This window comes from Nitratireductor sp. GCM10026969, from assembly GCF_042660605.1.
Classification (GTDB): Bacteria; Pseudomonadota; Alphaproteobacteria; order Rhizobiales; family Rhizobiaceae; genus Chelativorans.
In genome coordinates this window covers 13866-37073 of record NZ_JBHSUM010000033.1, presented here as the reverse complement: position 1 = coordinate 37073, position 23208 = coordinate 13866, and the positions used below count along the sequence as shown (strand labels likewise).

At 63.8% G+C, this 23208-nt stretch carries 22 protein-coding genes; 10 read left to right on the top strand and 12 right to left on the bottom strand.

Going from position 1 to position 23208, the window contains the following annotated elements; all coding sequences use genetic code 11:
- Positions 1 to 17 precede the first annotated feature (17 nt).
- Together ACFP9U_RS09860 and ACFP9U_RS09855 are read right to left on the bottom strand one after the other, a co-directional pair.
- Positions 18 to 1127, bottom strand: coding sequence for a murein transglycosylase A (locus tag ACFP9U_RS09860; protein ID WP_378621001.1), 1110 nt, complete (start codon positions 1125 to 1127; stop codon positions 18 to 20).
- 40 nt (positions 1128 to 1167) lie between these two features.
- A complete protein-coding gene (locus ACFP9U_RS09855) occupies positions 1168 to 1878 on the bottom strand; it encodes a Tim44/TimA family putative adaptor protein (RefSeq protein WP_378621000.1) in 711 nt (236 codons plus the stop codon).
- Between the two features lie 190 nt (positions 1879 to 2068).
- Between ACFP9U_RS09855 and ACFP9U_RS09850 the strand changes: the two genes are divergently transcribed.
- The gene (locus tag ACFP9U_RS09850) at positions 2069 to 2560 is read left to right on the top strand and encodes an FxsA family protein (RefSeq protein WP_322451231.1); all 492 of its coding nucleotides are present in this window, start codon (positions 2069 to 2071) and stop codon (positions 2558 to 2560) included.
- A 96-nt stretch (positions 2561 to 2656) separates the two neighbouring features.
- On the top strand, positions 2657 to 3172 hold the full coding sequence (gene secB, locus ACFP9U_RS09845) for a protein-export chaperone SecB (RefSeq protein ID WP_322451232.1): 516 nt from the start codon (positions 2657 to 2659) through the stop codon (positions 3170 to 3172).
- 140 nt (positions 3173 to 3312) lie between these two features.
- Here secB and dnaQ read toward each other — a convergent pair whose 3' ends face one another.
- The 5 genes from dnaQ to ACFP9U_RS09820 form a co-directional block, all read right to left on the bottom strand.
- Complete coding sequence (gene dnaQ, locus ACFP9U_RS09840) at positions 3313 to 4050, bottom strand: DNA polymerase III subunit epsilon (RefSeq protein WP_378620998.1); 738 nt, start codon at positions 4048 to 4050, stop codon at positions 3313 to 3315.
- A 70-nt stretch (positions 4051 to 4120) separates the two neighbouring features.
- The gene (coaE, locus tag ACFP9U_RS09835) at positions 4121 to 4705 is read right to left on the bottom strand and encodes a dephospho-CoA kinase (protein WP_378620995.1); all 585 of its coding nucleotides are present in this window, start codon (positions 4703 to 4705) and stop codon (positions 4121 to 4123) included.
- Entirely contained in the window at positions 4702 to 5538 is an 837-nt protein-coding gene (locus ACFP9U_RS09830; protein WP_378620994.1) for a shikimate dehydrogenase, read from the bottom strand. The genes coaE and ACFP9U_RS09830 overlap by 4 nt, the downstream gene beginning before the upstream one ends.
- Positions 5531 to 6139, bottom strand: a complete 609-nt coding sequence (locus tag ACFP9U_RS09825) for a Maf-like protein (protein WP_378620992.1) — start codon at positions 6137 to 6139, stop codon at positions 5531 to 5533. Before ACFP9U_RS09825 ends, ACFP9U_RS09830 begins: the two co-directional genes overlap by 8 nt.
- 14 nt (positions 6140 to 6153) lie before the next feature.
- Positions 6154 to 7071: a pyruvate, water dikinase regulatory protein gene (locus tag ACFP9U_RS09820; protein WP_378620991.1), complete on the bottom strand. Its 918-nt coding sequence runs from the start codon at positions 7069 to 7071 to the stop codon at positions 6154 to 6156.
- 306 nt (positions 7072 to 7377) lie between these two features.
- On the opposite strand from ACFP9U_RS09820, the gene hemE reads away from it, so the two are divergent.
- The 3 genes from hemE to rho all read left to right on the top strand — a co-directional run bounded on the left by hemE (position 7378) and on the right by rho (position 10415).
- Positions 7378 to 8412 carry a uroporphyrinogen decarboxylase gene (hemE, locus tag ACFP9U_RS09815; RefSeq protein ID WP_378620989.1) on the top strand — a complete coding sequence of 345 codons (1035 nt, stop codon included), beginning with the start codon at positions 7378 to 7380 and terminating at the stop codon, positions 8410 to 8412.
- Complete coding sequence (gene hemJ, locus ACFP9U_RS09810; RefSeq protein ID WP_378620988.1) at positions 8409 to 8942, top strand: protoporphyrinogen oxidase HemJ; 534 nt, start codon at positions 8409 to 8411, stop codon at positions 8940 to 8942. The genes hemE and hemJ overlap by 4 nt, the downstream gene beginning before the upstream one ends.
- A gap of 207 nt (positions 8943 to 9149) precedes the next feature.
- The gene (rho, locus tag ACFP9U_RS09805; protein WP_322451286.1) at positions 9150 to 10415 is read left to right on the top strand and encodes a transcription termination factor Rho; all 1266 of its coding nucleotides are present in this window, start codon (positions 9150 to 9152) and stop codon (positions 10413 to 10415) included.
- Positions 10416 to 10531: 116 nt separating this feature from the next.
- Here rho and ACFP9U_RS09800 read toward each other — a convergent pair whose 3' ends face one another.
- Positions 10532 to 12562: a thioredoxin domain-containing protein gene (locus ACFP9U_RS09800; protein ID WP_378620987.1), complete on the bottom strand. Its 2031-nt coding sequence runs from the start codon at positions 12560 to 12562 to the stop codon at positions 10532 to 10534.
- Between the two features lie 56 nt (positions 12563 to 12618).
- Here ACFP9U_RS09800 and mnmE point away from each other — a divergent pair, with 56 nt between their 5' ends.
- The 5 genes from mnmE to ACFP9U_RS09775 all read left to right on the top strand — a co-directional run bounded on the left by mnmE (position 12619) and on the right by ACFP9U_RS09775 (position 18630).
- Positions 12619 to 13929, top strand: a complete 1311-nt coding sequence (gene mnmE, locus ACFP9U_RS09795) for a tRNA uridine-5-carboxymethylaminomethyl(34) synthesis GTPase MnmE (protein ID WP_378621004.1) — start codon at positions 12619 to 12621, stop codon at positions 13927 to 13929.
- Positions 13930 to 14383: 454 nt separating this feature from the next.
- On the top strand, positions 14384 to 16249 hold the full coding sequence (gene mnmG / locus ACFP9U_RS09790; RefSeq protein ID WP_378620986.1) for a tRNA uridine-5-carboxymethylaminomethyl(34) synthesis enzyme MnmG: 1866 nt from the start codon (positions 14384 to 14386) through the stop codon (positions 16247 to 16249).
- The gene (rsmG, locus tag ACFP9U_RS09785) at positions 16246 to 16884 is read left to right on the top strand and encodes a 16S rRNA (guanine(527)-N(7))-methyltransferase RsmG (protein WP_378620985.1); all 639 of its coding nucleotides are present in this window, start codon (positions 16246 to 16248) and stop codon (positions 16882 to 16884) included. The genes mnmG and rsmG overlap by 4 nt, the downstream gene beginning before the upstream one ends.
- Positions 16885 to 16926: 42 nt before the next feature.
- Positions 16927 to 17721, top strand: coding sequence for a ParA family protein (locus ACFP9U_RS09780; RefSeq protein ID WP_378620983.1), 795 nt, complete (start codon positions 16927 to 16929; stop codon positions 17719 to 17721).
- Positions 17722 to 17757: 36 nt separating this feature from the next.
- The gene (locus tag ACFP9U_RS09775) at positions 17758 to 18630 is read left to right on the top strand and encodes a ParB/RepB/Spo0J family partition protein (RefSeq protein WP_378620981.1); all 873 of its coding nucleotides are present in this window, start codon (positions 17758 to 17760) and stop codon (positions 18628 to 18630) included.
- Between the two features lie 200 nt (positions 18631 to 18830).
- On the opposite strand, the gene holA is transcribed toward ACFP9U_RS09775, so the two are convergent.
- The 4 genes from holA to ACFP9U_RS09755 all read right to left on the bottom strand — a co-directional run bounded on the left by holA (position 18831) and on the right by ACFP9U_RS09755 (position 23120).
- The gene (holA, locus tag ACFP9U_RS09770) at positions 18831 to 19868 is read right to left on the bottom strand and encodes a DNA polymerase III subunit delta (protein ID WP_378620979.1); all 1038 of its coding nucleotides are present in this window, start codon (positions 19866 to 19868) and stop codon (positions 18831 to 18833) included.
- 265 nt (positions 19869 to 20133) lie between these two features.
- Positions 20134 to 21300, bottom strand: a complete 1167-nt coding sequence (locus ACFP9U_RS09765; RefSeq protein WP_378620977.1) for a M20 aminoacylase family protein — start codon at positions 21298 to 21300, stop codon at positions 20134 to 20136.
- 10 nt (positions 21301 to 21310) lie between these two features.
- Positions 21311 to 21787 carry an L-2-amino-thiazoline-4-carboxylic acid hydrolase gene (locus ACFP9U_RS09760; RefSeq protein ID WP_378620975.1) on the bottom strand — a complete coding sequence of 159 codons (477 nt, stop codon included), beginning with the start codon at positions 21785 to 21787 and terminating at the stop codon, positions 21311 to 21313.
- 22 nt (positions 21788 to 21809) lie between these two features.
- Positions 21810 to 23120, bottom strand: coding sequence for an NAD(P)/FAD-dependent oxidoreductase (locus tag ACFP9U_RS09755; protein ID WP_378620973.1), 1311 nt, complete (start codon positions 23118 to 23120; stop codon positions 21810 to 21812).
- Between the last annotated feature and the right edge of the window lie 88 nt (positions 23121 to 23208).

Here is a 23208-nt window from a genome sequence, read left to right as displayed (position 1 = left end):
CGACAGGCGCTTGCGGCTCACTGCCCCCTCCCCTCCCGCATCAGCGCGCGCGGCAGCAGTGCATGAAACGCGGCCTTGTGCCGGATAACGCCGGCGACCGAGCCGGCGGCACCGCCGGTGCCCATGAAGACATCGCCGCGCGCCGGCCTTGTGATGGCCGAGCCCGTGTCCTGGGCGATCATCAGGCGGCGGTACGGCCGTCCGTCGACCGACAGATCGGGTGCATCGACGAAGAACGGCGTGGCGAACGTGTGCAGCATGCGATCGACAGCCAGCGACCGCCCGGCCTCGAGCTGCACCTTGGCTGCGGCGACGGGTCCGAGATCCGGCTCTCCCGCAGGAGTTTCGCGGAAGAAGATATAGGATCTGTTGTGCCAGAGGATCTCGTCCACACGGTGCGGATTACGGGCGAGCCATGCGCGGATCGTCTGCATGGTGACCCGCTCGCGCGGAATCTCGCCCAATTCGGCGAGCACGCCGCCGATGCCGGTGAAGGGGTGGCCGGACTTGGCCGCGTAGGTGATGCGCCGGGTGGTCCCATCCGTCATGGAAAGGCGGGCGGCACCCTGCATATGGATGAAGAAGGCGTCCACCCGGTCGGCCAGCCAGCACAGCTCGAGACCGCGGCCCGCGAGTGCGCCGCGGTCGATCGCCTGGCGGTCGTGATAGGCAACGAGCCGTCCGCCGGCGCATCGGGCAAAGGCGAAGGAGGGGTCGAGATCGCACGGCAGGTCCTGTCCGTCGACGTCAACCAGATCGTCGGGCCGGCGGTAAAGCGGCACGGTGAAGCGCCCGTCACCCACCGGCGAAGCCTCGACCTCGGGCTCGTAATAGCCAGTGACAAAGCCTGCCGCCCCCTGTTCCGCCTCGATCCGAAAGGGGACGAAATGCCGCTCGAAGAAGCGGCGCGCCGTCTCTTCGGCAACCGCGTCCGCCATGGCTCGGGCATCAGCGAACGCCTCGGTAAATGCTTCCGCGCGAACGCCCAGACGACCGGTGCGGTAGGGCCGGCGCGAGGCCTGAAAGGCACAGCGCCGAAATGCCGGGAAAGCGGCCGAAACCGTGTCGGTCGACCATCCCGGCAGATCGGAATAGGAGATGGGTCGGAATAGGGTCGACAGGCTCAAGGGGGCACCTCCCCCTGGCCGCGGGCCGGCCGCAAGGAGATCATTCCTCGGCTTCTGTGGCCACCAGCTTCCAGTTGGGGTCGCGGGCGCGGGTGTCGCGGGCGAAGGTCCAAACATCCTTCACCTCGGCCACGGTTTCCGGATCACCGTCGATGATGCTGCCGGCGCTGTCACGCGTGGCGGAAATCAACTCGCTGACGATGCGCATTGTAACGTGCGCTTCCGTACCCTTCATCTCAGCGCCGACGATTGCCGCCTTGTCAATGCCCACGAAAGAGGATTCGATCTTCTCCGAGCGCTTCTCGCGCTCGTCGATGGCCGAGACGAACCCTTCATAGACGTCGCGCGACAGAAGGTTCTTGAGCGTGCGCCGGTCACCGTCGGCATAGGCCATGACGATCATCTCGTAGGCCAGCTTCGCGCCCTCCACGAAGCCCGCGGGGTCGAAGGAGGGGTCGGCGTCCTTGATGGCGCGAAGGCCCTTGTTGAGCTCCGTGCCGGGCTCGGCGACGGCATCGATGGCGGTGTAGTTCTCCTCGTTCTCGGCGCCGCCCTTGCGTCGCGGCAGGGAGACCACATTGTCGGACTGGTCCGCCTTGCGCGACTCCGATTGGCGGGTGCGCCCGGCGGTGTAGGGGTCGAAGGGCGGGCGCTCACTCCCCGTGCGGCGGCCGAGCACGTTGCGCAGCTGGAAGAAGATCACGACCGCCGCGACCAGGAAGAAAATCGTACCGAAATCGAAAAATTCCATTTTGCCCAGCCAAAGCCGCTTTGTCGTTGCGCCCGATATGCGGGGCGCCCTCGCCGGCGGCGGCCCAGTGCCGCCGCATTGATTGGCATATAGAACGCACATACTGATCATTCAAATGATCGCGGTGCGTTCCTATCTTACCGCATACGAGGTTTCACTCCTCTTCACGAAACGAGGTTAAACCAAAAAAGTGCCATTCTCCATAATTCCATTCCTGCTGCTTGCGATTCCCTTGCTCGAAATTGCGGTTTTCGTGCTGGTGGGTCAGCAGATCGGTGTCCTGGCGACGCTGGGTCTGGTGCTGGCGACCGCCATCGGCGGATCCATTCTCCTGCGCGTCCAGGGGTTCGGGGTCATGGCACGGATCCGCAAGACGATGGATGAGGGCCGCATGCCGGGACGGGAACTGGTGCACGGCTTCATGATTCTGATCGCCGGTATTCTTCTTCTGACCCCCGGCTTCGTGACCGACACCCTCGGATTCCTCTTATTCATCCCCGCGCTACGTGAAGCGGGGTGGGCGTTCCTGCGCAAGCGCATCGTGATCATCGGCGGCTCCAGGCCGCAGGGAGACCCTCGCCAGCGTCCGCAGGACCGGGTGATCGATCTCGATATGAGCGACTATTCCAGCACCGATCCCGATCAATCGCCGTGGCGGGGACCGGGCGGGCGAGGCGAATGACCCCCGCGTGCTTGTCTTGCCATGAAGCCCGTGCTAGCCAGCGCTGCGATAGTGGGACGCGCCGGACAGGCGCTTGAGTGACGAGGACGCAGGCGGATGGCTGAAAAACCGCAGGAAAACCCCCAGGCGAAGCAGGGCGAGGCGAAGGGGACGGACGGCAACGGCGCCCAGGCCAGCCTCAGCGTGCTGACCCAGTATATCAAGGATCTTTCCTTCGAGAGCCCCGGCGCGCCGCAATCACTGCGCGCACGCGACAAGGCACCCGCGATCAACATCAACGTCAACGTCAACGCCAATCCGCTGGGTGGCACCGAGTATGACGTGGTTCTGACGCTGAACGCACGAGCCGAGGCCGACAATTCGGTTCTGTTCAATGTCGAGCTGGTCTACGGCGGGGTGTTCCGCATCCAGAACGTGCCCCAGGAACGCATGCTGCCCCTGCTCTTCATCGAGTGCCCGCGTCTTCTCTTCCCGTTCGCGCGGCAGGTGATCGCCGACGCGACGCGGGGCGGCGGGTTCCCGCCACTCATGATCGATCCGATCGACTTCGCGCGCATGTTCCAGCAGCGCATCGCCGAGGAGCAGACAAAGAGCAAGGTCCAAGTGACCTGAACCTCTATTCCCGGGATGAGGCGCATGAAGCCAGGCAGCTCAGCCTGGCTTTTCTTTGGGCGCAACCGGCTGACGGCATGAAATGCGGACGGGTTGCGGTTGCGCCCTTGGGGAACGCCCGCAGCCGATTTCACCCTGCTCTAAGCGCTTTCGGCCTGTTTTCCATCCTCGGACATGCCGTGTCCGGTCTTCAGCCAAAGAGCGTTTTCGCCGATTTCCGCGACCATCGCCGCGTGCGCCTGGCGCTCGGCGGCGCTGAGGCGCGGTGCTAGCGGGCGGACACGCTTGCCGAGTGTGACCGGGCCGCCCACTTGCCGTTCTCCCTCGGCAGGCTTGGCCGGCGCCACCTCAAGACCGAAGGTCGCCTGCTTGCCGCCGGCAAGCTCGATATAGACTTCCGCCAGGAGCTCGGCATCGAGAAGTGCGCCATGCTTGGTGCGCCGCGAATTGTCGATCCCGTAACGGCGGCACAGCGCATCCAGCGAGTTCGGTCCCATCGGATGCTTGCGGCGGGCGATGGCCAATGTGTCGACAACACGCGCCGGATCCACGAAAGGCTGTCCCAAGCGGTCGAATTCGGCGTTGATGAAGCCTATGTCGAAATTGGCATTGTGGGCGACCAGCTTGGCATCCTCGATGAACGCCAGGAAATCCTCCAGAATCTCGGCGAATGTCGGCTTGTCGGCGAGATCCGCATCGGAGATGCCGTGAACGGCGTGGGCGTCGGGATGGACCGAGCGTCCCTCGGGATTGATGAACAGATGCAGCGTGCGGCCGGTGGGAAACCGGTTGTCCAGTTCCACGCAGCCAAGCTCGATGACGCGATCCTCGCGCGAGTCGAGGCCGGTCGTCTCCGTATCGAAAATGATTTCGCGCATCCGATTCGCTCCCCGCGGCAGGATGGACCAGAAGCCGTGGCTGGAGCAAGGCGGCTAAGAATGGTTGGTGTCAGCGCGCAGTCAGTTGTCCAACGATATCGCGCACGGCCAGGCGGGCTGCGTCCATGCCGAGGCTGGTGTCGATGATGAAATCCGCACGCCTTCGCTTCTCTTCGTCGGGCACCTGGCGCTTCAGGATGGCGGCGAACTTCTCCTCCGTCATGCCGGGGCGGGACAGGACGCGTTCGCGCTGGACCTCATGCGGTGCGGTGACGACGACGATCTTATCCACCCGGTTCTCTCCTCCCGTCTCGAAAAGGAGCGGGATGTCGAGGAGGACGAGCGGCGTGCCTTTTCCGCGATGGTCGGCGACGAAACGGTCGGCATCCCGGCGCACCATGGGATGGATAAGGTCTTCCAGGGCCTTCAGCGCATCGGGCTTGCCGACCACGGCGCGCGCCAGCCGGGTACGGTCCACCGTGCCGTCGACCACGGTCCCCGGGAAAAGTTTCTCCACCACAGGCGCCGCTTCTCCGGCGTAGAGACGATGCACTGCCGCGTCGGAGTCATGCACCGGCACGCCTTCCTCGGCAAACATGCGCGCCGTCGTCGATTTGCCCATGCCGATCGAGCCGGTGAGGCCGAGGATGATCACGCCCCTCCTCCCAGATCGGCAACGACGATTTCGCGCAGGCGGGGTGTCACCTCGGGACGGACGCCGAACCAGCGCTCGAACCCGGGAACGGCCTGGTGCAGGAGCATGCCGAGGCCATCCACGGTTTTGAGCCCGCGTCTGGCCCCGGTGGCGAGGAGCGGTGTCCTCAGGGGCACATAGACAATGTCTGTCACCACGGCAGCGGACGGGAGCGGATCAAGATCGATCGACAACTCTCCGCCGCCTTTCATCCCAAGTGACGTGGTGTTGACCAGCAGCGTGGTATCGGCGAGCAGTTCCGGCAATGCCTCCCAGGGATGGGCGCTAGTGCGACCGTCGCCTGCCGCCAGTTCCTGCGCGCGGGCCAGGGTGCGGTTGACGATGCGGATTTCGCCCATGTCCCGGCTTTTTAACGCATGCACGACCGCCCGGGCTGCACCCCCGGCGCCAAGGACGGTGGCGGTTTTCTCCCTATTCCAGCCTGGAGCCGAAGCGTCGAGGTTTGCGGCGAAGCCGTAAGCGTCCGTATTGCCGCCGTAAAGCCGGCCGTCCTCGATCCAAAGCGTGTTCACCGCGCCGATCGCCTCGGCCGCCGCGTCGTGCCGGTCGACCAGCCGGAAAGCGCTCTCCTTGTGCGGTATGGTCACATTCCCGCCCGCATAGGGGCCGCCCGCAAGGCCGCCGATGAACGCTTCGAAGTCCCCTGGCGCGACGTCGCGCGGCTCATAACTGCCCTCGATGCCATGCTCCTTCAGCCAATATCCGTGGATGAGCGGCGAGCGCGAGTGGGCCACGGGATGGCCGCAGACGAAGGCGCGCACTTTGTCAGCCATCGATCACCCCCAGCACACGCAGCTTTTCCAGAAGCGGCAACAGGGGCACGCCGACAATGGTGAAGTAATCCCCGTCGATCTTTTCGAAGAGCTGGATTCCTTCACCCTCGATCTGGTAGGCGCCCACGCTCGTCAGCGCCTTTTCGCCGACGCGTGAGAGGTGGCGGCCGATGAAACCGGGATCCAGCCGCCGCATCGTCATATGCGCGAGGGAAACGTGCCGCCACACGGCCGCTCCGCCGCGCGCCAGGACAACAGCGCTGTTGAGCTGGTGCTTTTGACCGGAAAGCGCCAGGAGGTGGCGGCGCGCGCCCTCCATATCCGCCGGCTTGTGGAAGATGCGGTCGCCGAGAGACAGGGTCTGGTCACCGGCAACGACCCAGCGTTCCGGATGGCGTTCGGATACGTCCACGGCCTTGGCTTCGGCAAGCACCAGCGCGATATCCTCGGCACTGGCGCCGGTCTCTTCGAGCGGTTTTTCCGCGGCCCGTTCGTCCACTTCCGGGGCGATCGCCTCGATGCACAGGCCGGCATCTTCAAGAAGCCGCCTGCGGAAAGGGCTGGTCGAAGCGAGGACAATGGTTTCCGGCTCTCTCGGCATGGGTCTTCGCCTTTTCACCAGGGTTTGCCGCGTAACGCCAGAATGGCGGCTGCGGTTTCTTCGATCGAGCGGCGGGTAACGTCGATCACCGGCCAGCCGTGGCGGCTGCACATCTGGCGCGCATAGGCCAGCTCGCGGGCGATGGTGGTGCGGTCGGCATAAGTGTCGAAGTCGCTGGCCGACGCCGCATTGGTCAGAAGCCGGTTCTGCCGCACCTGCGAGATCCGCTCGACCGAAGCCACCAACCCGACCACCAGGGGATGCTGTGCCTGTGCCACGCTGTCGGGCAGCGGCGCGTCTAGGACAATCGGTACATTCGCGGTCTTGATCCCGCGGTTGGCCAGATAGATGCTGGTGGGCGTCTTCGAGGTTCGCGAGACACCGACGAGAACAATGTCAGCCTCGTTGACGTCGTGGGGCAGCTGGCCGTCGTCGTGCTCCATGGTGAAGTTGAGCGCGTCAATGCGGCGAAAGTATTCTGCATCGAGCACATGTTGCGCCCCGACCCGGCGCCCGGCGGGCGTGCCGAGATAGGATTGGAACACCGTGAGGACGGGCTCCAGCACCGAAACGCTGGGCAAACCCATCGCCGTGCAGCGCTCGTCGATCTGCCGCGCCAGGGTCTGGTCGACCATGGTGTAGAGGACAATGCCCGGCTCCTCGTCGATCTCGGCAAAGACCTTGGCGATCTGCTTTTCGGTGCGGACGAGCGGATAGATATGTTCGATCGCGCGGGCATTCTTGTATTGCGACGCCGCGGCCCGCCCGGCGGCCAGAAGCGTTTCGCCCGTGGCGTCGGAGATCAGGTGCAGATGGAAGAAGCTCTGGGTTTTTTGCACACCGTGCGCTCCGGCTCTGTGGAGAGATGTTGATAGCGCGGTGCGTCGATGAAGGCGAGGCACCGCCGCGGGAAAAAGTCGCGCATCATCCACAATTCACGACGATGCGGAGATCGTTCTCGGCCTGTCGAAAACTTCGTGAAAAGAAAATGCCATTCACATGCGCGAGCGCCGGAACCTTTGAGAAGGTCCCTTGCAAGTCCTTGAATCGGATTTCCATTTGACGACCATCCCCAGGCTTGTCCAGCATGTATCCGTGGCCTGCGCGGCAATATGCGCAGCCGCGGATGTGGGAGAGCCGTGGACAGATTTTAATCCACACTCCAAACAGACTCGTAGAATCAGAAGAATCTCCTTTATTGGATTCTTTATTTTTTGAATCTCCTGGAGGCCTCCGGCGTGACGGCACGGAATTTCATCGAGGCGGTAAACGGTCAGACGGTCTTCCCACCGCCCATCTGGATGATGCGCCAGGCGGGACGCTATCTGCCGGAGTATCGTTCTATGCGGCAGAAGGCCGGCAGTTTCCTGGATCTGTGCTACAACCCCGATTTCGCGGTCGAGGTGACGCTTCAGCCCATCCGGCGTTTCGGGTTCGACGCCGCCATCCTGTTCTCCGATATTCTGGTCGTGCCGCATGCGCTCGGCCGGGACCTGCGCTTTGAGGAAGGGGTGGGGCCGAGGATGGAACCGCTGGCGGAAGCCGAGATCGATGATCTGGCTCAGGAAGGGGGCGACTTCCACAACCGGTTGGCGCCCATCTACGAGACGGTGGGCAGGCTAAGAAGCACGCTCGCCCCGGAAACGGCCCTGATCGGCTTTTGCGGCGCGCCCTGGACAGTGGCGACCTATATGATCGCCGGGCGCGGAACGCCGGATCAGGCGCCGGCACGACTGTTCGGCTATTCGTCTCCGGAAGCCTTTGCGCGGCTGCTCGACGTCATTGCCGTGCGCTCGGCCGAATACCTGATCCGCCAGGCGGATGCCGGCGCCGATGCGCTGCAGATATTCGATTCCTGGGCGGGTGTGCTTGATGAGGAAAGCTTCCAGGCCTGGTGCGTGCGGCCCATGGCGGAAATCGTCCGGCGGGTGCGCGCACGTCATCCGCATGTGCCGATCATCGGCTTTCCGAAGGGCGCCGGCGCATTCTACGGCGATTACCGCGCGGCAACCGGCGTGACGGTGCTGGGGTTGGACTGGACCGTGCCGCTCGGCCAGGCGCGTGCGCTGCAAAAACGGGGTGCCGTACAGGGCAATCTCGATCCGATGCGCTTGTGTGCAGGGGGGCGGGCACTGGATGAGGGGGTCGATGCGATCCTGGAGGCGCTGGGTGGCGGGCCACTGATTTTCAACCTCGGCCATGGCGTGACGCCGCAAACGCCGATCGCCCATGTGGAGAGAATGGTGAGCCGCGTGCGGGAGGCGAGCCGATGACGGCCGAGATTCAGAGCAGTGGTCGAAAAGCGGCGCTGCGCGCCGTGGTCTCGTTGCTTGTCCTCGCGGTCTCAGCGGCGCTTTTCTTCCTGTTCGTCGGGGAGGACTTTTACCAGTGGGTGAAGGCCTTCCACGTCATCGCCATCATCGCCTGGATGGCGGGTATGCTCTATCTGCCGCGGCTGTTCGTCTACCATACGAACGCACGGCCCGGTTCCGCAGAGAGCGAGACGTTCAAGGTGATGGAGCGGCGCCTGCTGCGCGCCATCATCAACCCGGCCATGATCACAACATGGGTACTGGGCCTGTGGCTGGCATGGCGGGGGTTCGGCTTTTCCGGCGGATGGCTGTACGCCAAAATCGCGGCGGTGATCGCTCTTTCGGCGCTGCACGGCTATTTCGCGCGGACGGTGCGGCTCTTCAGCGAGGACCGCAACATCAGGAGCACGCGCCACTGGCGTATGGTTAACGAAGTGCCAACGCTGTTGATGATCGTGATCGTCATCCTGGTGATCGTGAAGCCGTTCTGACCAGCCGGACCGGCAAGCTTGCGGCGGACCGATTTTTTCTCCGACGGGAACGAAAAGGCGCCTTGCTCTTTATCTGTCGGGGCGATAAAAGGACGGTTCCTTCCCTCCTCGTCCGGTGCCTTTTCTCCGACGATCCCGGACGCCGCCGGTGCCGCAGGCACCCCGGCCATTCTCCAGGCTTCCAAAATGCATTCAGAGTCCGCCACCATGCAGGAAATGAAGTTACAGGAGCTGAAGAGCAAGACGCCGACCGACCTGATCGCGTTTGCTGAATCGCTCGAGGTCGAGAACGCCAGCATCATGCGCAAGCAGGAGCTGATGTTCGCGATTTTGAAGAAGCTCTCGACGCAGGACATCGAGATCATCGGCGACGGGGTCGTGGAGGTTCTCCAGGACGGTTTCGGCTTTCTGCGGTCAGCCTCGGCCAACTATCTGCCGGGCCCGGATGACATCTATATCTCGCCTTCGCAGATCCGGCGTTTCTCGCTCAAGACGGGCGACACGGTGGAGGGGCCGATCCGCAGTCCGAAGGAGGGCGAGCGTTATTTCGCTCTTCTGAAGGTCAACTCGATCAATTTCGAGGATCCCGAAAAGATCCGGCACAAGATCCATTTCGACAATCTGACGCCGCTCTATCCGGACGAGCGGCTGCGGATGGAGGTGGAGAACCCGACCTCGAAGGACCTTTCCGCACGCGTGATCGATCTGGTCGCGCCACTCGGCAAAGGACAGCGCGGGCTCATCGTGGCACCGCCGCGAACCGGTAAGACGGTGCTCCTGCAGAACATCGCCTATTCGATCACCACCAATCACCCCGAATGCTATCTGATCGTGCTTTTGATCGACGAGCGGCCGGAAGAGGTGACCGACATGCAGCGCTCGGTCAATGGCGAGGTGGTGTCCTCGACCTTCGACGAGCCGGCCTCGCGCCATGTGCAGGTCGCCGAAATGGTGATCGAGAAAGCCAAGCGCCTCGTTGAACACGGGCGCGACGTCGTCATCCTGCTTGATTCGATCACCCGTCTCGGACGGGCCTATAACACCGTGGTGCCGTCTTCCGGTAAGGTGCTGACCGGCGGTGTCGACGCCAACGCCCTGCAGCGTCCGAAGCGCTTCTTCGGTGCTGCGCGCAATATCGAGGAAGGCGGCTCGCTGACGATCATCGCGACTGCGCTCATCGATACGGGCAGCCGCATGGACGAGGTGATCTTCGAGGAGTTCAAGGGAACGGGTAATTCCGAGATCGTGCTCGACCGCAAGGTGGCCGACAAGCGCATCTACCCGGCCATGGACATTCTGAAGTCCGGCACGCGCAAGGAGGACCTGCTCGTGCCGCGCCAGGACCTGCAGAAGATTTTCGTCCTGCGCCGTATTCTGTCGCCGATGGGGACCACCGATGCAATCGAGTTCCTGAATGACAAGCTCAGGCAGACCAAGAACAACGCAGAATTCTTCGACTCCATGAACACCTGAGGCGGAGAGGCGGGCTGGAGCATTTTGCAGCCGAGTGGAATCACTTGGCGTGGCACAAATGCGGCGAAAACAAACAGATAGAGCAGGCGAGCGAACGAATGTGAGGGCACCCAGCTCTAGTCGCGCGCGGCGGCCCGTAGCGCTGCCTCAAGCGTACTCGTATCGCGCAGCGGGGGCAGACAGCTCTGGCCAATACACAGCCAGGCACCCGGGATCTGCCGATCAACGTTGATCCCGGCCATCCTTTCGGCAGCGGTCTCCCGTTCACCAAGAAGGATATCGATACGGCGCGGATCCGGGATTCGATTCGATACCGGAACGAAGCGCGGATGGGTATCCGTATCGTTGATGAGCAGCTTCATCGGCCGCCGGGCCAGCGACGCCGTATGAACGATGCCGGCCTGGCCGTGCATCTGGCCCTGGGTCCGGTCGAGCGCGGCTTCGGCCGCCCGTACGGCTTTCTCGTAGGTCGCATGGTCGCCGGTGGCGGACGAAAGCTGCACCAGCGCACGGATGGTCTGAGCGGTTGCGGAGGGCACGGCTTCGTCGACATCCCCGCGGATACGCATCGGCAGGTCATCACTATCGGCCGCTGTCAGGAAATAGCCGGTGTCGGTCCCGTCAGCATGCCATTCTTCGAGCTTATCCGCCCATTCGCGCGCCTGCTGCAGGAATACCTCGCCCTGCAAGGCGCCGTGGAGGCTGATGGCAGCCGAAATCATCGCGGCATAATCGCTGGCGAGCGCGGGAAAGAGCCGCTTGCCGGCTCTGATGCTGTGAGGCAGACGCCCGTCCTGCATCGATTCGCACACGAATTGGTATGCGTCACGGGCAGCTTCAATCCATGCATCGTGCTCAAACTGCCGGCCAGCCGTCGCAAGTACCTCGATAGCCAGGCCGTTCCAGTCGACGAGCACCTTGTCGTCGCGCCCCGGGCGCGTGCGTTTCTCTCGCGCTTCCCTGAGTTGGTCGAGCAGGCCTTTCAGCGCGTCTTCGTCGGATGGTGACTCCAGCGACGGCCGGTCCAGACGATGCAGTATGGGATCGCCTTCCCAGCCTTCTGGCTGCGAAAGACTGTAGGTGGCCAGAAGCCGTTCGGTTTCGGAACCGAGGACCGCTTCGATCTCGCTGCGGGTCCAGAGATAGAATTTTCCCTCCTCGCCTTCCGAATCCGCATCGAGGCTCGAGGCAAAGGCCCCGCCTTCCACACGCATCTCGCGCAGCATCCAGGTCAGCGTCTCGTCAATGCGCCTCTTGAAAAGCGGGTCGCCGGTCTCGGCATGGGCATAGCATGCAAGGCGCACCATCTGCGCATTGTCATAGAGCATTTTTTCGAAATGCGGGACGAGCCATTGGGGGTCGGTGGCATAGCGTGCGAGACCGCCTCCGACGTGATCGTAGATTCCGCCAGAGAAGATATAGCGCAGGGTGCGCACGACCGCCTCCCGATGTTCGGCGGTACGGTGTTCCAGCCAATCGAGCCACAGCACGTCGAGGAACGGGGCGTTGGGGAACTTCGGCGCGCCCTTGAGCCCGCCATACAGGGGATCCGTGACGGACCCGATCCGTCGGGCGAGTGCGCGTAATGGCGGCTCGAAAGCCGTGTCCGCCCCCGACGCGGGAGCTGCGAGGTTCTTCTGGACATGGCCCGAAAGGGCTTCGGCGCTGCGCTGCAGTTCGTCCTTCTTCTCCCGCCAGGCGGAATGAATCGCTTCCAGCACCTGGACGAAGCCGGGGCGCCCGAAGCGGGTCGTCCTGGGAAAATAGGTTCCACCCCAGAACGGCTTTGCGTCGGGTGTAAGGAACATGGTCAGCGGCCAGCCTCCCTGCTCTCCCGTGGCCTGCAGGGCGGTCATGTATATCTGGTCAATGTCGGGGCGCTCCTCGCGGTCCACCTTGATATTCACGAAAAGGCGGTTCATCACGTCGGCGACATCGGGATCCTCGAAGCTTTCGTGGGCCATGACGTGACACCAGTGGCAAGCGGCGTAACCGACGGAAAGCAGTATCGGCTTATCGAGGGCCTGCGCTTCCGCTAACGCCTCGGCCGACCAGGCACGCCAGTGGACGGGATTGTCCTTGTGCTGCAAAAGATAGGGGCTGGTCTGCTCGTCGAGCAGGTTGCGCTGCGGAAGGGACACAATCATATCTCCTAAGGCTTCCTGGTGTAGTGGAAGGTAGAGCGAGCGCCATGGCGGATCAAATCCTTACGCGAGATACGATCTTCGCGCTTTCGAGCGGCGCCCTGCCCTCCGGCGTCGCGGTCGTGCGGCTTTCCGGTCCGGCGACGGCCGACGTGCTCGAGCGGATGACCGGAGGCGTTCCTCCGCCGCGCCGCGCAAAGTTGACGGCGATCGCGAATGGCGAGGATCTCCTGGACCGCGGCCTGTGCCTTTTCTTTCCGGGCCCTACAAGCTTTACGGGCGAGGATTGCGGCGAGCTGCATCTTCATGGCGGCCGCGCGGTGGTCGCGGCCGTGCTCGAAGCGCTCGGATCCCTTCCCGGTTTACGCGCGGCCGAAGCGGGTGAATTCACCAAGCGTGCCTTCCTTCATGGAAAGGTCGACCTGACGGGCGCGGAGGCGCTCTCGGACCTGATCGCCGCGGAGACGGAGGCGCAGCGCCGTTTCGCGCTCGCCAACAGCAGCGAGCAGCACCGGATGCTCTATGATAAGTGGCGGCAGCAGCTCATCCATGCACGGGCGATGATCGAGGCGGAGCTCGATTTTGCCGATGAATCGGATGTACCGGGATCCGTTGCCGAGACGGTGTGGGCAGAGCTCACGGACTTGCGTGCGGCTATTGCCGCCCATGCAGCTTCCTATCGCGACGCGGAGATTCTGAGGGACGGCTTTCAGGTGGTGATCCTGGGCGCGCCGAACGCCGGCAAGTCGAGTCTTCTGAACGTGCTGGCGCGGCGCGAGGTCGCAATCGTCACTGACGAGCCGGGGACGACACGTGATATTCTGGAGGTGAATCTCGATATTGGCGGCATGAAGCTGGTGCTGACCGATACCGCGGGTATTCGCGAAGCGCGCGGGCGGGTAGAAGCGATAGGAATCGAGCGCTCCCTGGCGCGCGCCGAGCGCGCGGATCTGGTTCTCCTGCTGGAGGACGCTGCAGCACCGGCACCTTTTCGCGGACTCCCAGACCGGCCCCGTCTACGGGTTGGAAACAAGAGTGACCTGTTGGTAGGGCAATCACCGGATTACGACTGCCTGATCTCGACGACCACGGGCGACGGACTGGACCGCTTGCTTGATCTCCTGCGCGAAAGATCAGCGGGATATCAGGAGCGCGCGGGTGAAATCCTGCCCTTCCGCGCGCGCCATGTCGCGCTCTTGAACGAGGCTGTGGAGAGCCTCGACACCGCTCTACACGGCATTCCGGAGGATCTTGAGCTGCGGGCGGAGAATCTTCGCCTGGCGTCCGTCGCCCTCGGGCGGGTCTGCGGCGATATCGATGTAGAGGATCTCCTTGACACGATCTTCTCATCGTTCTGCATCGGCAAATGATTCACGTGAAACACGGCTCGGTGGAGCGCGCGTGTTCGACCTCGTTCCGCTGCGCGTGCCCTCGCCGCCGCGGCAGATCATGGCACGAAGCGAGGGGAGGGCAAGGCGGAGAGGCTCTGAGCCCCGCCAGGCAAGCACCACCACCATGGCGAGCATCCTCGCAGCTCTAAGCCCTCTTCACTTTTCGTGCTCACCAACCCCGCACGTCACCTACTCGATGGGTGCAGGGGAAACCGGTGCTGGCCGATTGCCCACGCCGCCGCAAAGGACCTTCACCCTGTCAGCCCCGCGCTACCTGATGATTCACGTGAAACATCGCGGCCACTGTAAAGCCATGTGGGCAGCAATCTCTCTCGGTGGGCTGACGGCATTCGAACTCGTTTCACGTGAAACATTCTTGCGCACTTGACTAGCGGACCTGATGTGCGCATCTGACGTCATCAGAGGAGTTGCCATGTCGGAAGCGTTCGATGTCGTTGTGATCGGCGGAGGTCACGCCGGGTGCGAAGCTGCTGCTGCCGCCGCACGCGCAGGGGCCAAGACGGCGCTGGTGACGTTGCGCGCGGATGCCATCGGCGTCATGTCGTGCAACCCGGCCATCGGGGGCATCGGCAAGGGCCAGCTCGTGCGGGAGGTCGACGCCTTGGACGGCCTGATGGGCCGCGTGGCCGATGCCGCCGGCATTCAGTTCCGTCTTCTCAACCGCCGCAAGGGGCCGGCGGTGCGTGGGCCGCGCACGCAAGCGGACCGAAAGCTCTATCGCAAGGCGATGCAGGCAGCGATCAAGGCGCAACCGGGATTGCACGTCATCGAGGCCGAAGCCCATGCGCTCGGCATTCACAATGGCCGGATCGATCATGTGATTCTTTCCGGCGAGCGCCGCATCATGTGCGGTGCCGTCGTCCTGACCACGGGCACATTCTTGCGGGGCCTGATCCACATCGGCGAGCGCACGATCCCTGCCGGTCGGATGAACGAACCGGCCGCCAAGCGCCTCTCGGCATCCATGGAACAGGCCGGCTTCGCCCTGGGCCGGCTGAAGACGGGCACACCGCCGCGTCTTGACGGCCGGACGATCGATTGGTCGGCGCTGGGCCAGCAGACGGCGGATCTGCATCCCGTGCCGTTTTCCTTGATGACGGACCAGATCTCCAATCCGCAGGTCGCGTGCGGGATCACTCGCACCACGCCGGCCACGCACGCCATCATCGAGGCAAACCTTTCCCGTTCGGCCATGTATTCCGGTGCGATCGGTGGTGTCGGGCCGCGCTACTGTCCGTCGATCGAAGACAAGATCGTGAAGTTTGGCGAGCGCGACGGGCATCAGATTTTCTTGGAACCGGAGGGGCTGGACGACGATACGGTCTATCCCAATGGCATCTCGACCTCTCTGCCGGAAGCCGTACAGGATGCGTTTCTCAGGACCGTCCCGGGACTCGCCAATGTTCGTGTTCTGCAACCGGGCTACGCGATCGAGTATGATCACGTGGACCCACGGGAACTCGAGCCCTCCCTTGAAGCGCGGCGCGTGCGCGGTCTCTTTCTGGCCGGACAGATCAATGGGACGACCGGCTATGAGGAGGCAGCGGGACAGGGAATCCTTGCCGGCATCAATGCAGCCCGAACTGCCTCCGGTGGTCAGACGATCACCCTGGGGCGCGCCGACGCTTATATCGGCGTGATGGTGGACGACCTGGTAACGCGCGGGGTGAGTGAACCCTATCGCATGTTCACGTCGCGGGCGGAGTTTCGCCTGTCATTGCGCGCTGACAACGCCGACGCACGCCTGACGCCGCTTGCGATCGATTGGGGTATTGCATCCTCACCGCGGCGGGAGCGGTTTGAGGCGTGGCAACAAGAGCTTAGTTCTGCACGTTCATGTGCCCAGGCGCTGATGCTGACGCCAAATGAGGCGGGTCGGCACGGAATTGCGCTCAATCACGATGGGGCGCGTAGATCTGCTTATGATCTGCTGGCCTATCCGGATGTGACAATGGCTCGGCTGGTTGAGATTTGGCCGGAGCTCGGCGCCGTTACGGCCAAGACGGCCGAATGCCTCGAAACCGAGGCACGATACTCCGTCTATCTCGAGCGGCAGGCAGCCGACGCTGAGCGTCTGCGCAAGGACGAGGAAACCGCCATTTCGGCAGACACCGATTTTGGCGCGGTGGCGGGACTGTCCAATGAGCTGAAGGACAAGCTGCGAAGGCACAGGCCACGATCGCTGGCAGAGGCGCAAAAGATCGACGGGATGACGCCCGCCGCGCTGGCCCTGATCCTCGTCTCCTTGCGTCAAGGCGAAAGGAGGGGGGCCGCGTGAGCGACGCCGTGGCCTTCGACGCCCTGCAGATAGCTGCCGGGCCGGTTTCACGTGAAACATTTGCGCGGCTGCAGAGTTTCGAGCGGGAGTTCAATCGCTGGGCCGTGCGCATCAATCTGGCCGCGCCTTCGACCCTGCCGCATCTATGGGAGCGGCACATTCTCGACAGCGCACAGCTGATCCGGCTCGCACCGGAGGTCACCCGGTGGGTGGATCTGGGCTCCGGCGGCGGGTTTCCCGGCGCCGTTGTCGCCATTTTGCTGGCCGAAAGGCCGGGCAGTCATGTTGATCTGATCGAAAGCAACCGTAAGAAAGCGGCATTTCTACAAACGGTCCTGGCCGGTCTGAAGGCTCCGGCGCGAGTCCATTCCCGGCGAATCGAGGAGAGCTATGATCTCGTGGCGCAGCCGGAAATCATTACCGCGCGCGCACTCGCACCCCTGCCGCGCCTCCTCGAACTGGCTGAGCCCTGGTTGTTGAAAGGTGCCCGGGCGCTCTTTCATAAAGGGCGGGATTACCAGAGGGAAATCGAAGAAAGCTATAACGTCTGGCAATTCGATCTGGTAAAACACGGCGAGTCGCGCGGTGGTGACGGCGTCATCCTGGAGATCAGCAATCTCCGACGTGCTCGCTAGCCACTGGCGCGGCAACGGGAAAATCACTGCCGGCAGGAGCTCATGAGCACGCGACCGCGCATCATCACCGTGGCAAACCAGAAGGGCGGCGTCGGGAAGACGACCACGGCCATCAACTTGGCCACCGCGCTCGCCGCTATCGGCGAAAGGGCGTTGATTGTCGACATCGACCCGCAAGGCAATGCGAGCACCGGGTTGGGCATCGACCGGCAGGCGCGCATGATTTCCTCCTATGACGTGCTGACGGGTGCGGCCGGGGTCGCAGAGGCAGCCATGGAAACCGCCGTTCCGGGGCTCTCCGTCATACCTTCCACGCTCGACCTGCTTGGAATAGAGATGGAGATATCGGAGGCGGCGGACCGCGTTCTCAAGCTGCGTCGCGCGCTGCGCGAGGCGCCTGAAGGAATCCCCTATTCCTATGTGCTCGTGGACTGCCCCCCTTCGCTCAATCTCCTGACGTTGAACGCCATGGCGGCGGCCGATTCGATCCTCGTGCCGCTGCAGTGCGAGTTCTTCGCCCTGGAGGGTCTGAGTCAGCTTCTCGAGACGGTCGAGCAGATCCGCACATCCATTAACCCGCGTTTAACCATACAGGGCATCGTTCTGACGATGTTCGACCGCCGCAACAACCTCGCCAATCAGGTGGTCGAGGATGTTCGCGCGCATATGGGCGAGGCGGTGTACGAGACAGTGATCCCGCGCAATGTCCGCGTTTCCGAGGCTCCGTCCTATGGCAAGCCCGCCATCCTCTACGATCTGAAATGCTCCGGCAGCCAAGCCTATCTGCAACTTGCCTCCGAAGTGATCCGGCGGGAACGCCGCCTGCGGGCGGCATGAAATCTCTCCGCCCGCCTCTAGACCAGTGGAATCGCCATGAACGAAGATCCTTCGCGTAAACGTCTCGGCCGGGGCCTGGCCGCCCTCATCGGTGAAATGGACAAACCCGCTTCCGAGGAGCAGGAAACCGTTCGTGCCGATCGCTTCGTGCCGATCGAGTTCATCTCCCCGAACCCGCGCAATCCGCGACGCAATTTTGCCGAGACGGATCTGGCCGATCTGGCGCAGTCCATTCGCGAGCACGGCATCGTGCAGCCCGTCGTGGTGCGGCCGTCCCCCGCGGAAGGACGTTTCGAGATCATCGCGGGTGAGCGCCGCTGGCGGGCTGCGCAAAGGGCCGGGCTGACCGAGGTCCCGGTCATCGTCCGTGACGTCGACGACAAGGCCGCGCTCGAACTCGCCATTGTCGAAAACGTCCAGCGATCGGATCTGAACCCACTCGAGGAGGCGCGCGGCTACCAGCAATTGATGGACGACCACAACTACACCCAGGCCGATCTCGGGCAAGTGATCGGCAAGAGCCGCAGTCACGTCGCCAATACGCTGCGCCTCCTGAGGCTGCCGGCGGCGGTCAGCGATCTCATCGTCGACGGTTCGCTCACGGCGGGCCATGCGCGCACATTGGTCAATGCCGAAGATCCCGCCGGGCTTGCCAAGCGCATCGTCGAGCAAGGCTTGTCCGTGCGCCAGGCGGAAGCGCTGGCCGGCGCGCCGGAGCAGGCCGAAAAGGGTGACGGGTCGAGCGGCCGGAAGGAGAAGGACGCCGACACGCTTTCGCTGGAAAGGCTGCTGAGCGACCATACCGGTCTGAAGGTGACGATCAATCACAAGGATAAAGGCGGTGAACTGCGCATCGCCTATCGCACCCTGGAACAGCTCGACGAGCTTTGCCGCCTGCTGCAGCGATAGAGCGGCATAGCCGTTGTGCCGGGAACGGGTGCAGCTCGTCTTCTTTCATAAGCCGCAGGTTCGGATTTGCCCGTTCCTCTCTGGGATTCCAGCTTGTGTGCCGGGGGCGGTCAACTGTTATCGCTCCGACTGAAAGTCGTTCGGGAACCTGACGTCCATCGATCAGTCGGAGCGCGCCTGTCTTATCCTGCCATAGGGTCTCAACGCGCGGCGCGGGCGCCTTCGATCGCCAGCGCCAGCAGCGCCTGCCGGCTGACGGGCTCGGACACCGCCTGGTGCTGACGGGATTTCAGGATTGCCCGGTGCAGGCGATCCGCCGCCGCCTCGAGCATCTTCCGGTTCCAGTGCTGAAGTGCCTGTTCCACCATGCGCCTGCGCGCAAAGAAGACGGGCGGTCTGGCACTTGCCACCGCGGCGGCGGGAGTCTTTCCCTGAGCCTCCATCTGTGCGCGCATGAGTTGAAGCGCCTGCACGTGGCGCAAGGCGGCGGAAAGCACGAGGAAGGGAGGGCTGCCGCTGGCCAGATGGCGGGCAAACAAGGTGTCGAACTCGGCAATGCGCCCGCACATCACGGCATCGACGGCATCGTCAGCGCTAAGCTTCGAGGCATCGCCGATCGATGCACGAACGTCTTCGGCACGGACCTCACTCACTCCCGCGCAGTAGAGCGCAAGCTTCTCCAGTTCGGAGCGTGTCGCCAGCCGGTCGCCGCCGAGATTGGCCTTTAGCAGCTGTCGCGCACCGAGCGCGATGGAAAGCCCCGCGGCACCCAGAACCTCGTCGATGACCGCGTCGACACCACGCGCGTCGTCGGCATAGCACGGCAGGGCCATGGCCGATTTCCCGCTCTCCACGGCACTGCGCAGGGCGGTGCCCTTCTTCAGGTCGCCGGCCTCCACCAGGATGAGGCATCCCTCGGGCGGATCGGCGGTGAGGGCGGAGATGGCGGATGCGAGTGCTGCATTATTGGCTGCGCCACGCAGCCAGACCAGCCGGCGGTCGGCGAACATCGGCACCGTGCGGGCTTCGTCCAGCAACCGGCCGGCCGCTTCCGCTTCGGCGGCGTCGATCCTGACCACCGTGAAGGGATCATCCAGGGGCAGGCCGCTCCCGCGCGCGAACGCTGCCGCGCGCTCCGAGACGAGGCCCCGGTCCGGCCCGTAGACGAGGACGACGGACGTGGCGGGATCGGGCCGGGCGAGCCAGCCGTCGACTTCATGTGCCTTCTTCTGTGCCATGGGCCGGACGTTAAAGCATTTTGCAGCCGGTTGGAATCACCGGGAATTGCACCAGGCGGCAAAGAAGACGGGGTTAAGGTGGCGGCGCGAGTACATCCTACTGCTTCGAGGATGCGTGGAAATAACGCCGGCACCCGTTGCCATGTAGTGGCACTGAACCGTCGATCTGCGGGGCCGCAGCATTGCGGCCCTGGCATGTCCGCCGGAGCTTTGACATCGCGGTGTCGGCGCACCGGCTTGCGGCAAAGCCGCATAATGGTGATGTTCAGGCGGTCAGCCGCTGCCGGACCAGCGTGGTCCAGTAGGAACACCCCCATGGGATGAGTTCGTCGTTGAAATCGTATTCGGGGTGGTGCAGCCCGGCCGAAGGGCCGTTGCCGGCAAAGATCATCGCGCCGGGGACTTCCTCCAGCATGAAGGCGAAATCCTCGCCGCCCATGACCGGGGCGAGATCCGTCTGGACATTCGCCTCTCCGGCGATCTCTGCGGCCGCGGCGGCGGCAAGCGTGGTCTTTTCCGCATCGTTGATGGTCACGGGATAGCTGCGGATGTAATCCAGATGGGCCTTGGCGTCGAAGGCGTCGGCAATGCCGCCGACCGCTCTAGACAGCCGTTGCTCCACCTGGTCACGAACAGCCGGGTCGAGCGTGCGCACGGTGCCGGTCAGCATGACCGATTGCGGAATGACGTTGAAGGCGTCACCACCGTGAATGGTGGTGATGGAAACCACCGCCGACTTCAGCGGATCGATGTTGCGGGACACGATCGTCTGCACCGCCTGGATCAGCGATGCCGTGACCGTGAGGGGGTCCACCGTCTGGTGGGGAAAGGCCGCGTGACCGCCCACGCCGTCGACCCGGATGCGGATCTCGTCGACCGATCCCATCACCGGGCCGGATGCGATGGCGAACTGGCCGAGCGGCAGGTTGGGCTTGTTGTGCAAACCGTAAACCTCGTCGAGGGGAAACCGCTTCAAAAGGCCATCGTCGATCATGGCCTTGGCACCGGCGCCGCCTTCCTCGGCCGGTTGGAAGATCACCACGACAGTGCCGTCGAAGGCGCGGCTTTCCGCTAGCTGGCGCGCGGCGCCCAGCAGCATGGTGGTGTGGCCGTCATGGCCGCAGGCATGCATGCGGCCCGCCGTGGTGGAGGCCCAGGGTGCCCCGCTGGCCTCCTCGATCGGCAGGGCATCCATGTCGGCGCGCAGGCCGATCATACGTCCCTTTGTATCGGTACTGCCGCGGATAACCCCGACGACGCCCGTGCGGCCGAGGCCGGTGACGACTTCATCGACTCCAGCCGCGCGCAGGGCGTCTGCGACGCGGGAGGCGGTGCGGTCGACTTCGTAGAGCAACTCGGGATGCCGGTGCAGGTCGCGGCGGAATTCCGTCAGATCGTCGAGTTGGCGGGCAACCCAGTTTTCGATGGCCATGGTTCGTCCCCTATGCTCGGGCTTTCGGCTTCATACGGTAGCGGAAGTCGCAATGGCTCGCGCCCTTCATGATGGTCTGGGTGCGCGTCAGCTCCATATCGGGATTGTAGCCTATGCAGAAATCGCCGTCCCGGTTGCAGGACAGGAGATCTCCGATGTGGCCGAGACCCATCTCCTTGTACATCTCGGCATAGCGGCAGCGCGTGACGTTGAACGCCAACTCTTCCTTGTCCGCCGCGAGCACCTCGATCTGGAGCGCATCCTCCCTGGTCCAGTTCGGCATGATGGCGAGGAAGTCCCCGAGATCCGGTGTGCGCCCGAGTTCTTCGGCGAAGCCCTTGCCGTGCTCGATGGCCGCGTTGGATATGGCCTGGCCGATCACGGCGCGCGCCTCCTCCTCGCCGGAACGCTCGCGGATAACCTCGTAAATATGTTTCATGAGCATCGCCTCGATGCGGCGGCGCTCCAGGATCGGCATTTCCCGCATGGCGGATTCTCCTGTTCCCGGTTCAGTCGAGCTTCGGTTCCGCGTGGTCGCGGCGCTTGTACCAGGCGAGGATCAGCGGTGCGATCCGCCTGGCGATGGAGTGGAAGGGAATAGGTTTCGGCTCGGTCAACGGCAGCGCAGTTTCTTTTGCCGGCTTACCGTCAACTACGCTCGCCAGTTCGCGCCCGAGCGCGACCGAAAGGGCGACGCCCCGTCCGTTGCATCCCGTCCAGCTCCACAGATCGGGGCCGAGGCGATGGAAATGCGGGAAGCGGTCGCGTGTCATGCCGACGCGGCCGCTCCAGACATGGGTGAAGTCGATGCCGGCGAGCTGCGGGAAAGCCGCGGCCAGGTTTTCTCTTGTCCGTGCCGTCACGCGGCTCGCAGCATTGCGGGTGCCGAGAACCGAACCGCCAGTTATTAGCCGGCTACGCGCGTCGTAGCGGAAAAAGCGCAGATCGGCGCGGGTGTCGGAAACAGCCTGTCGCCCCGGCAGAATCTCGGCACGCAGGTTGTCGCCGATCGGTTCGGTCGCCATCTGCCAGGAAAGGATGGGGACCACGCTGTGCGAAATGCGCGGTTCGAGGTCGCTTTCCAGCGCATCGGTATAGGCGTTGGTGGCGAGGACGACGGCATGCGCGCGCACCGATCCTTGCGGGCACCGAGCACGCCAGCCGTCACCCTCCCGCTTGTAGTCGATGACAGGCGATTGCTCGTAGATCGTCACACCATGGCGCCGACAGGCAGCGGCCAGACCGCGGGCCAGCGCCAGAGGGTTGATATGGCCGCCCGTCGGGTTGAACATGCCGCCGAACCAGTATCGGGAGCCGAGCAGCTTTGCTGAGGCTTGCGCGTCGAGAAGTTCTGAGGCCGCACCGAAGCGCTGCCACGCCTTGACGCGTTTCTCGCTGAGGCGGAGCCTGCCCGGCGAGTGGGCCGGCTGGAACCAGCCCGTCTGCTCGGCCTCGCAGTCGATTCCCTCCGTCTCGGCCAGGCGGAACAGGGTCTCGGCACTCTGTCCGATCAGGCGGGCGAGGCGTTCGCCGGCCTCTCCGAAACGTTGGACGAACGCATCCGGCTCCGCGGTAGACATGGTTGGGATAACCTGGCCGTTGTTGCGTCCGGAGGCGCCCCAACCGATTGCCCGAGCTTCCACGAGTATAACCTGCCGACCTCTTTTTGCGAGATGCAGTGCCGTCGACAGGCCGGAGAAGCCGCCGCCGATCACCAGGATATCCGCTTCCGCGTCGTCTTTCAAAGCGGGTGCGGGTTCCGGCGCCGGGGTCACGGCGGCCCAGAGCGACGGCGGCCATTCGATGTTGGTGTCGGTCATGTGCAGGTTCCGGTGAAGAGAAAAGACGATCCGCCCGGCAGGCCGTTCGCCGCGCCGGCTTTCAGCAGTGGCCGGTTGATCCTTTCAG

Excerpts from the sequence above, each read along its gene's own strand:
- ACFP9U_RS09825 (WP_378620992.1), bottom strand. The coding sequence starts at position 6,139 with ATGCCGAGAGAGCCGGAAACCATTGTCCTCGCTTCGACCAGCCCTTTC.
- mnmG (WP_378620986.1), top strand. The coding sequence starts at position 14,384 with ATGTCGGAAGCGTTCGATGTCGTTGTGATCGGCGGAGGTCACGCCGGG.
- ACFP9U_RS09830 (WP_378620994.1), bottom strand. The coding sequence starts at position 5,538 with ATGGCTGACAAAGTGCGCGCCTTCGTCTGCGGCCATCCCGTGGCCCAC.
- secB (WP_322451232.1), top strand. The coding sequence starts at position 2,657 with ATGGCTGAAAAACCGCAGGAAAACCCCCAGGCGAAGCAGGGCGAGGCG.
- ACFP9U_RS09780 (WP_378620983.1), top strand. The coding sequence starts at position 16,927 with ATGAGCACGCGACCGCGCATCATCACCGTGGCAAACCAGAAGGGCGGC.
- ACFP9U_RS09755 (WP_378620973.1), bottom strand. The coding sequence starts at position 23,120 with ATGACCGACACCAACATCGAATGGCCGCCGTCGCTCTGGGCCGCCGTG.
- dnaQ (WP_378620998.1), bottom strand. The coding sequence starts at position 4,050 with ATGCGCGAAATCATTTTCGATACGGAGACGACCGGCCTCGACTCGCGC.
- ACFP9U_RS09760 (WP_378620975.1), bottom strand. The coding sequence starts at position 21,787 with ATGCGGGAAATGCCGATCCTGGAGCGCCGCCGCATCGAGGCGATGCTC.
- ACFP9U_RS09765 (WP_378620977.1), bottom strand. The coding sequence starts at position 21,300 with ATGGCCATCGAAAACTGGGTTGCCCGCCAACTCGACGATCTGACGGAA.
- ACFP9U_RS09800 (WP_378620987.1), bottom strand. The coding sequence starts at position 12,562 with ATGATTGTGTCCCTTCCGCAGCGCAACCTGCTCGACGAGCAGACCAGC.
- holA (WP_378620979.1), bottom strand. The coding sequence starts at position 19,868 with ATGGCACAGAAGAAGGCACATGAAGTCGACGGCTGGCTCGCCCGGCCC.
- ACFP9U_RS09855 (WP_378621000.1), bottom strand. The coding sequence starts at position 1,878 with ATGGAATTTTTCGATTTCGGTACGATTTTCTTCCTGGTCGCGGCGGTC.
- ACFP9U_RS09775 (WP_378620981.1), top strand. The coding sequence starts at position 17,758 with ATGAACGAAGATCCTTCGCGTAAACGTCTCGGCCGGGGCCTGGCCGCC.
- rho (WP_322451286.1), top strand. The coding sequence starts at position 9,150 with ATGCAGGAAATGAAGTTACAGGAGCTGAAGAGCAAGACGCCGACCGAC.
- hemJ (WP_378620988.1), top strand. The coding sequence starts at position 8,409 with ATGACGGCCGAGATTCAGAGCAGTGGTCGAAAAGCGGCGCTGCGCGCC.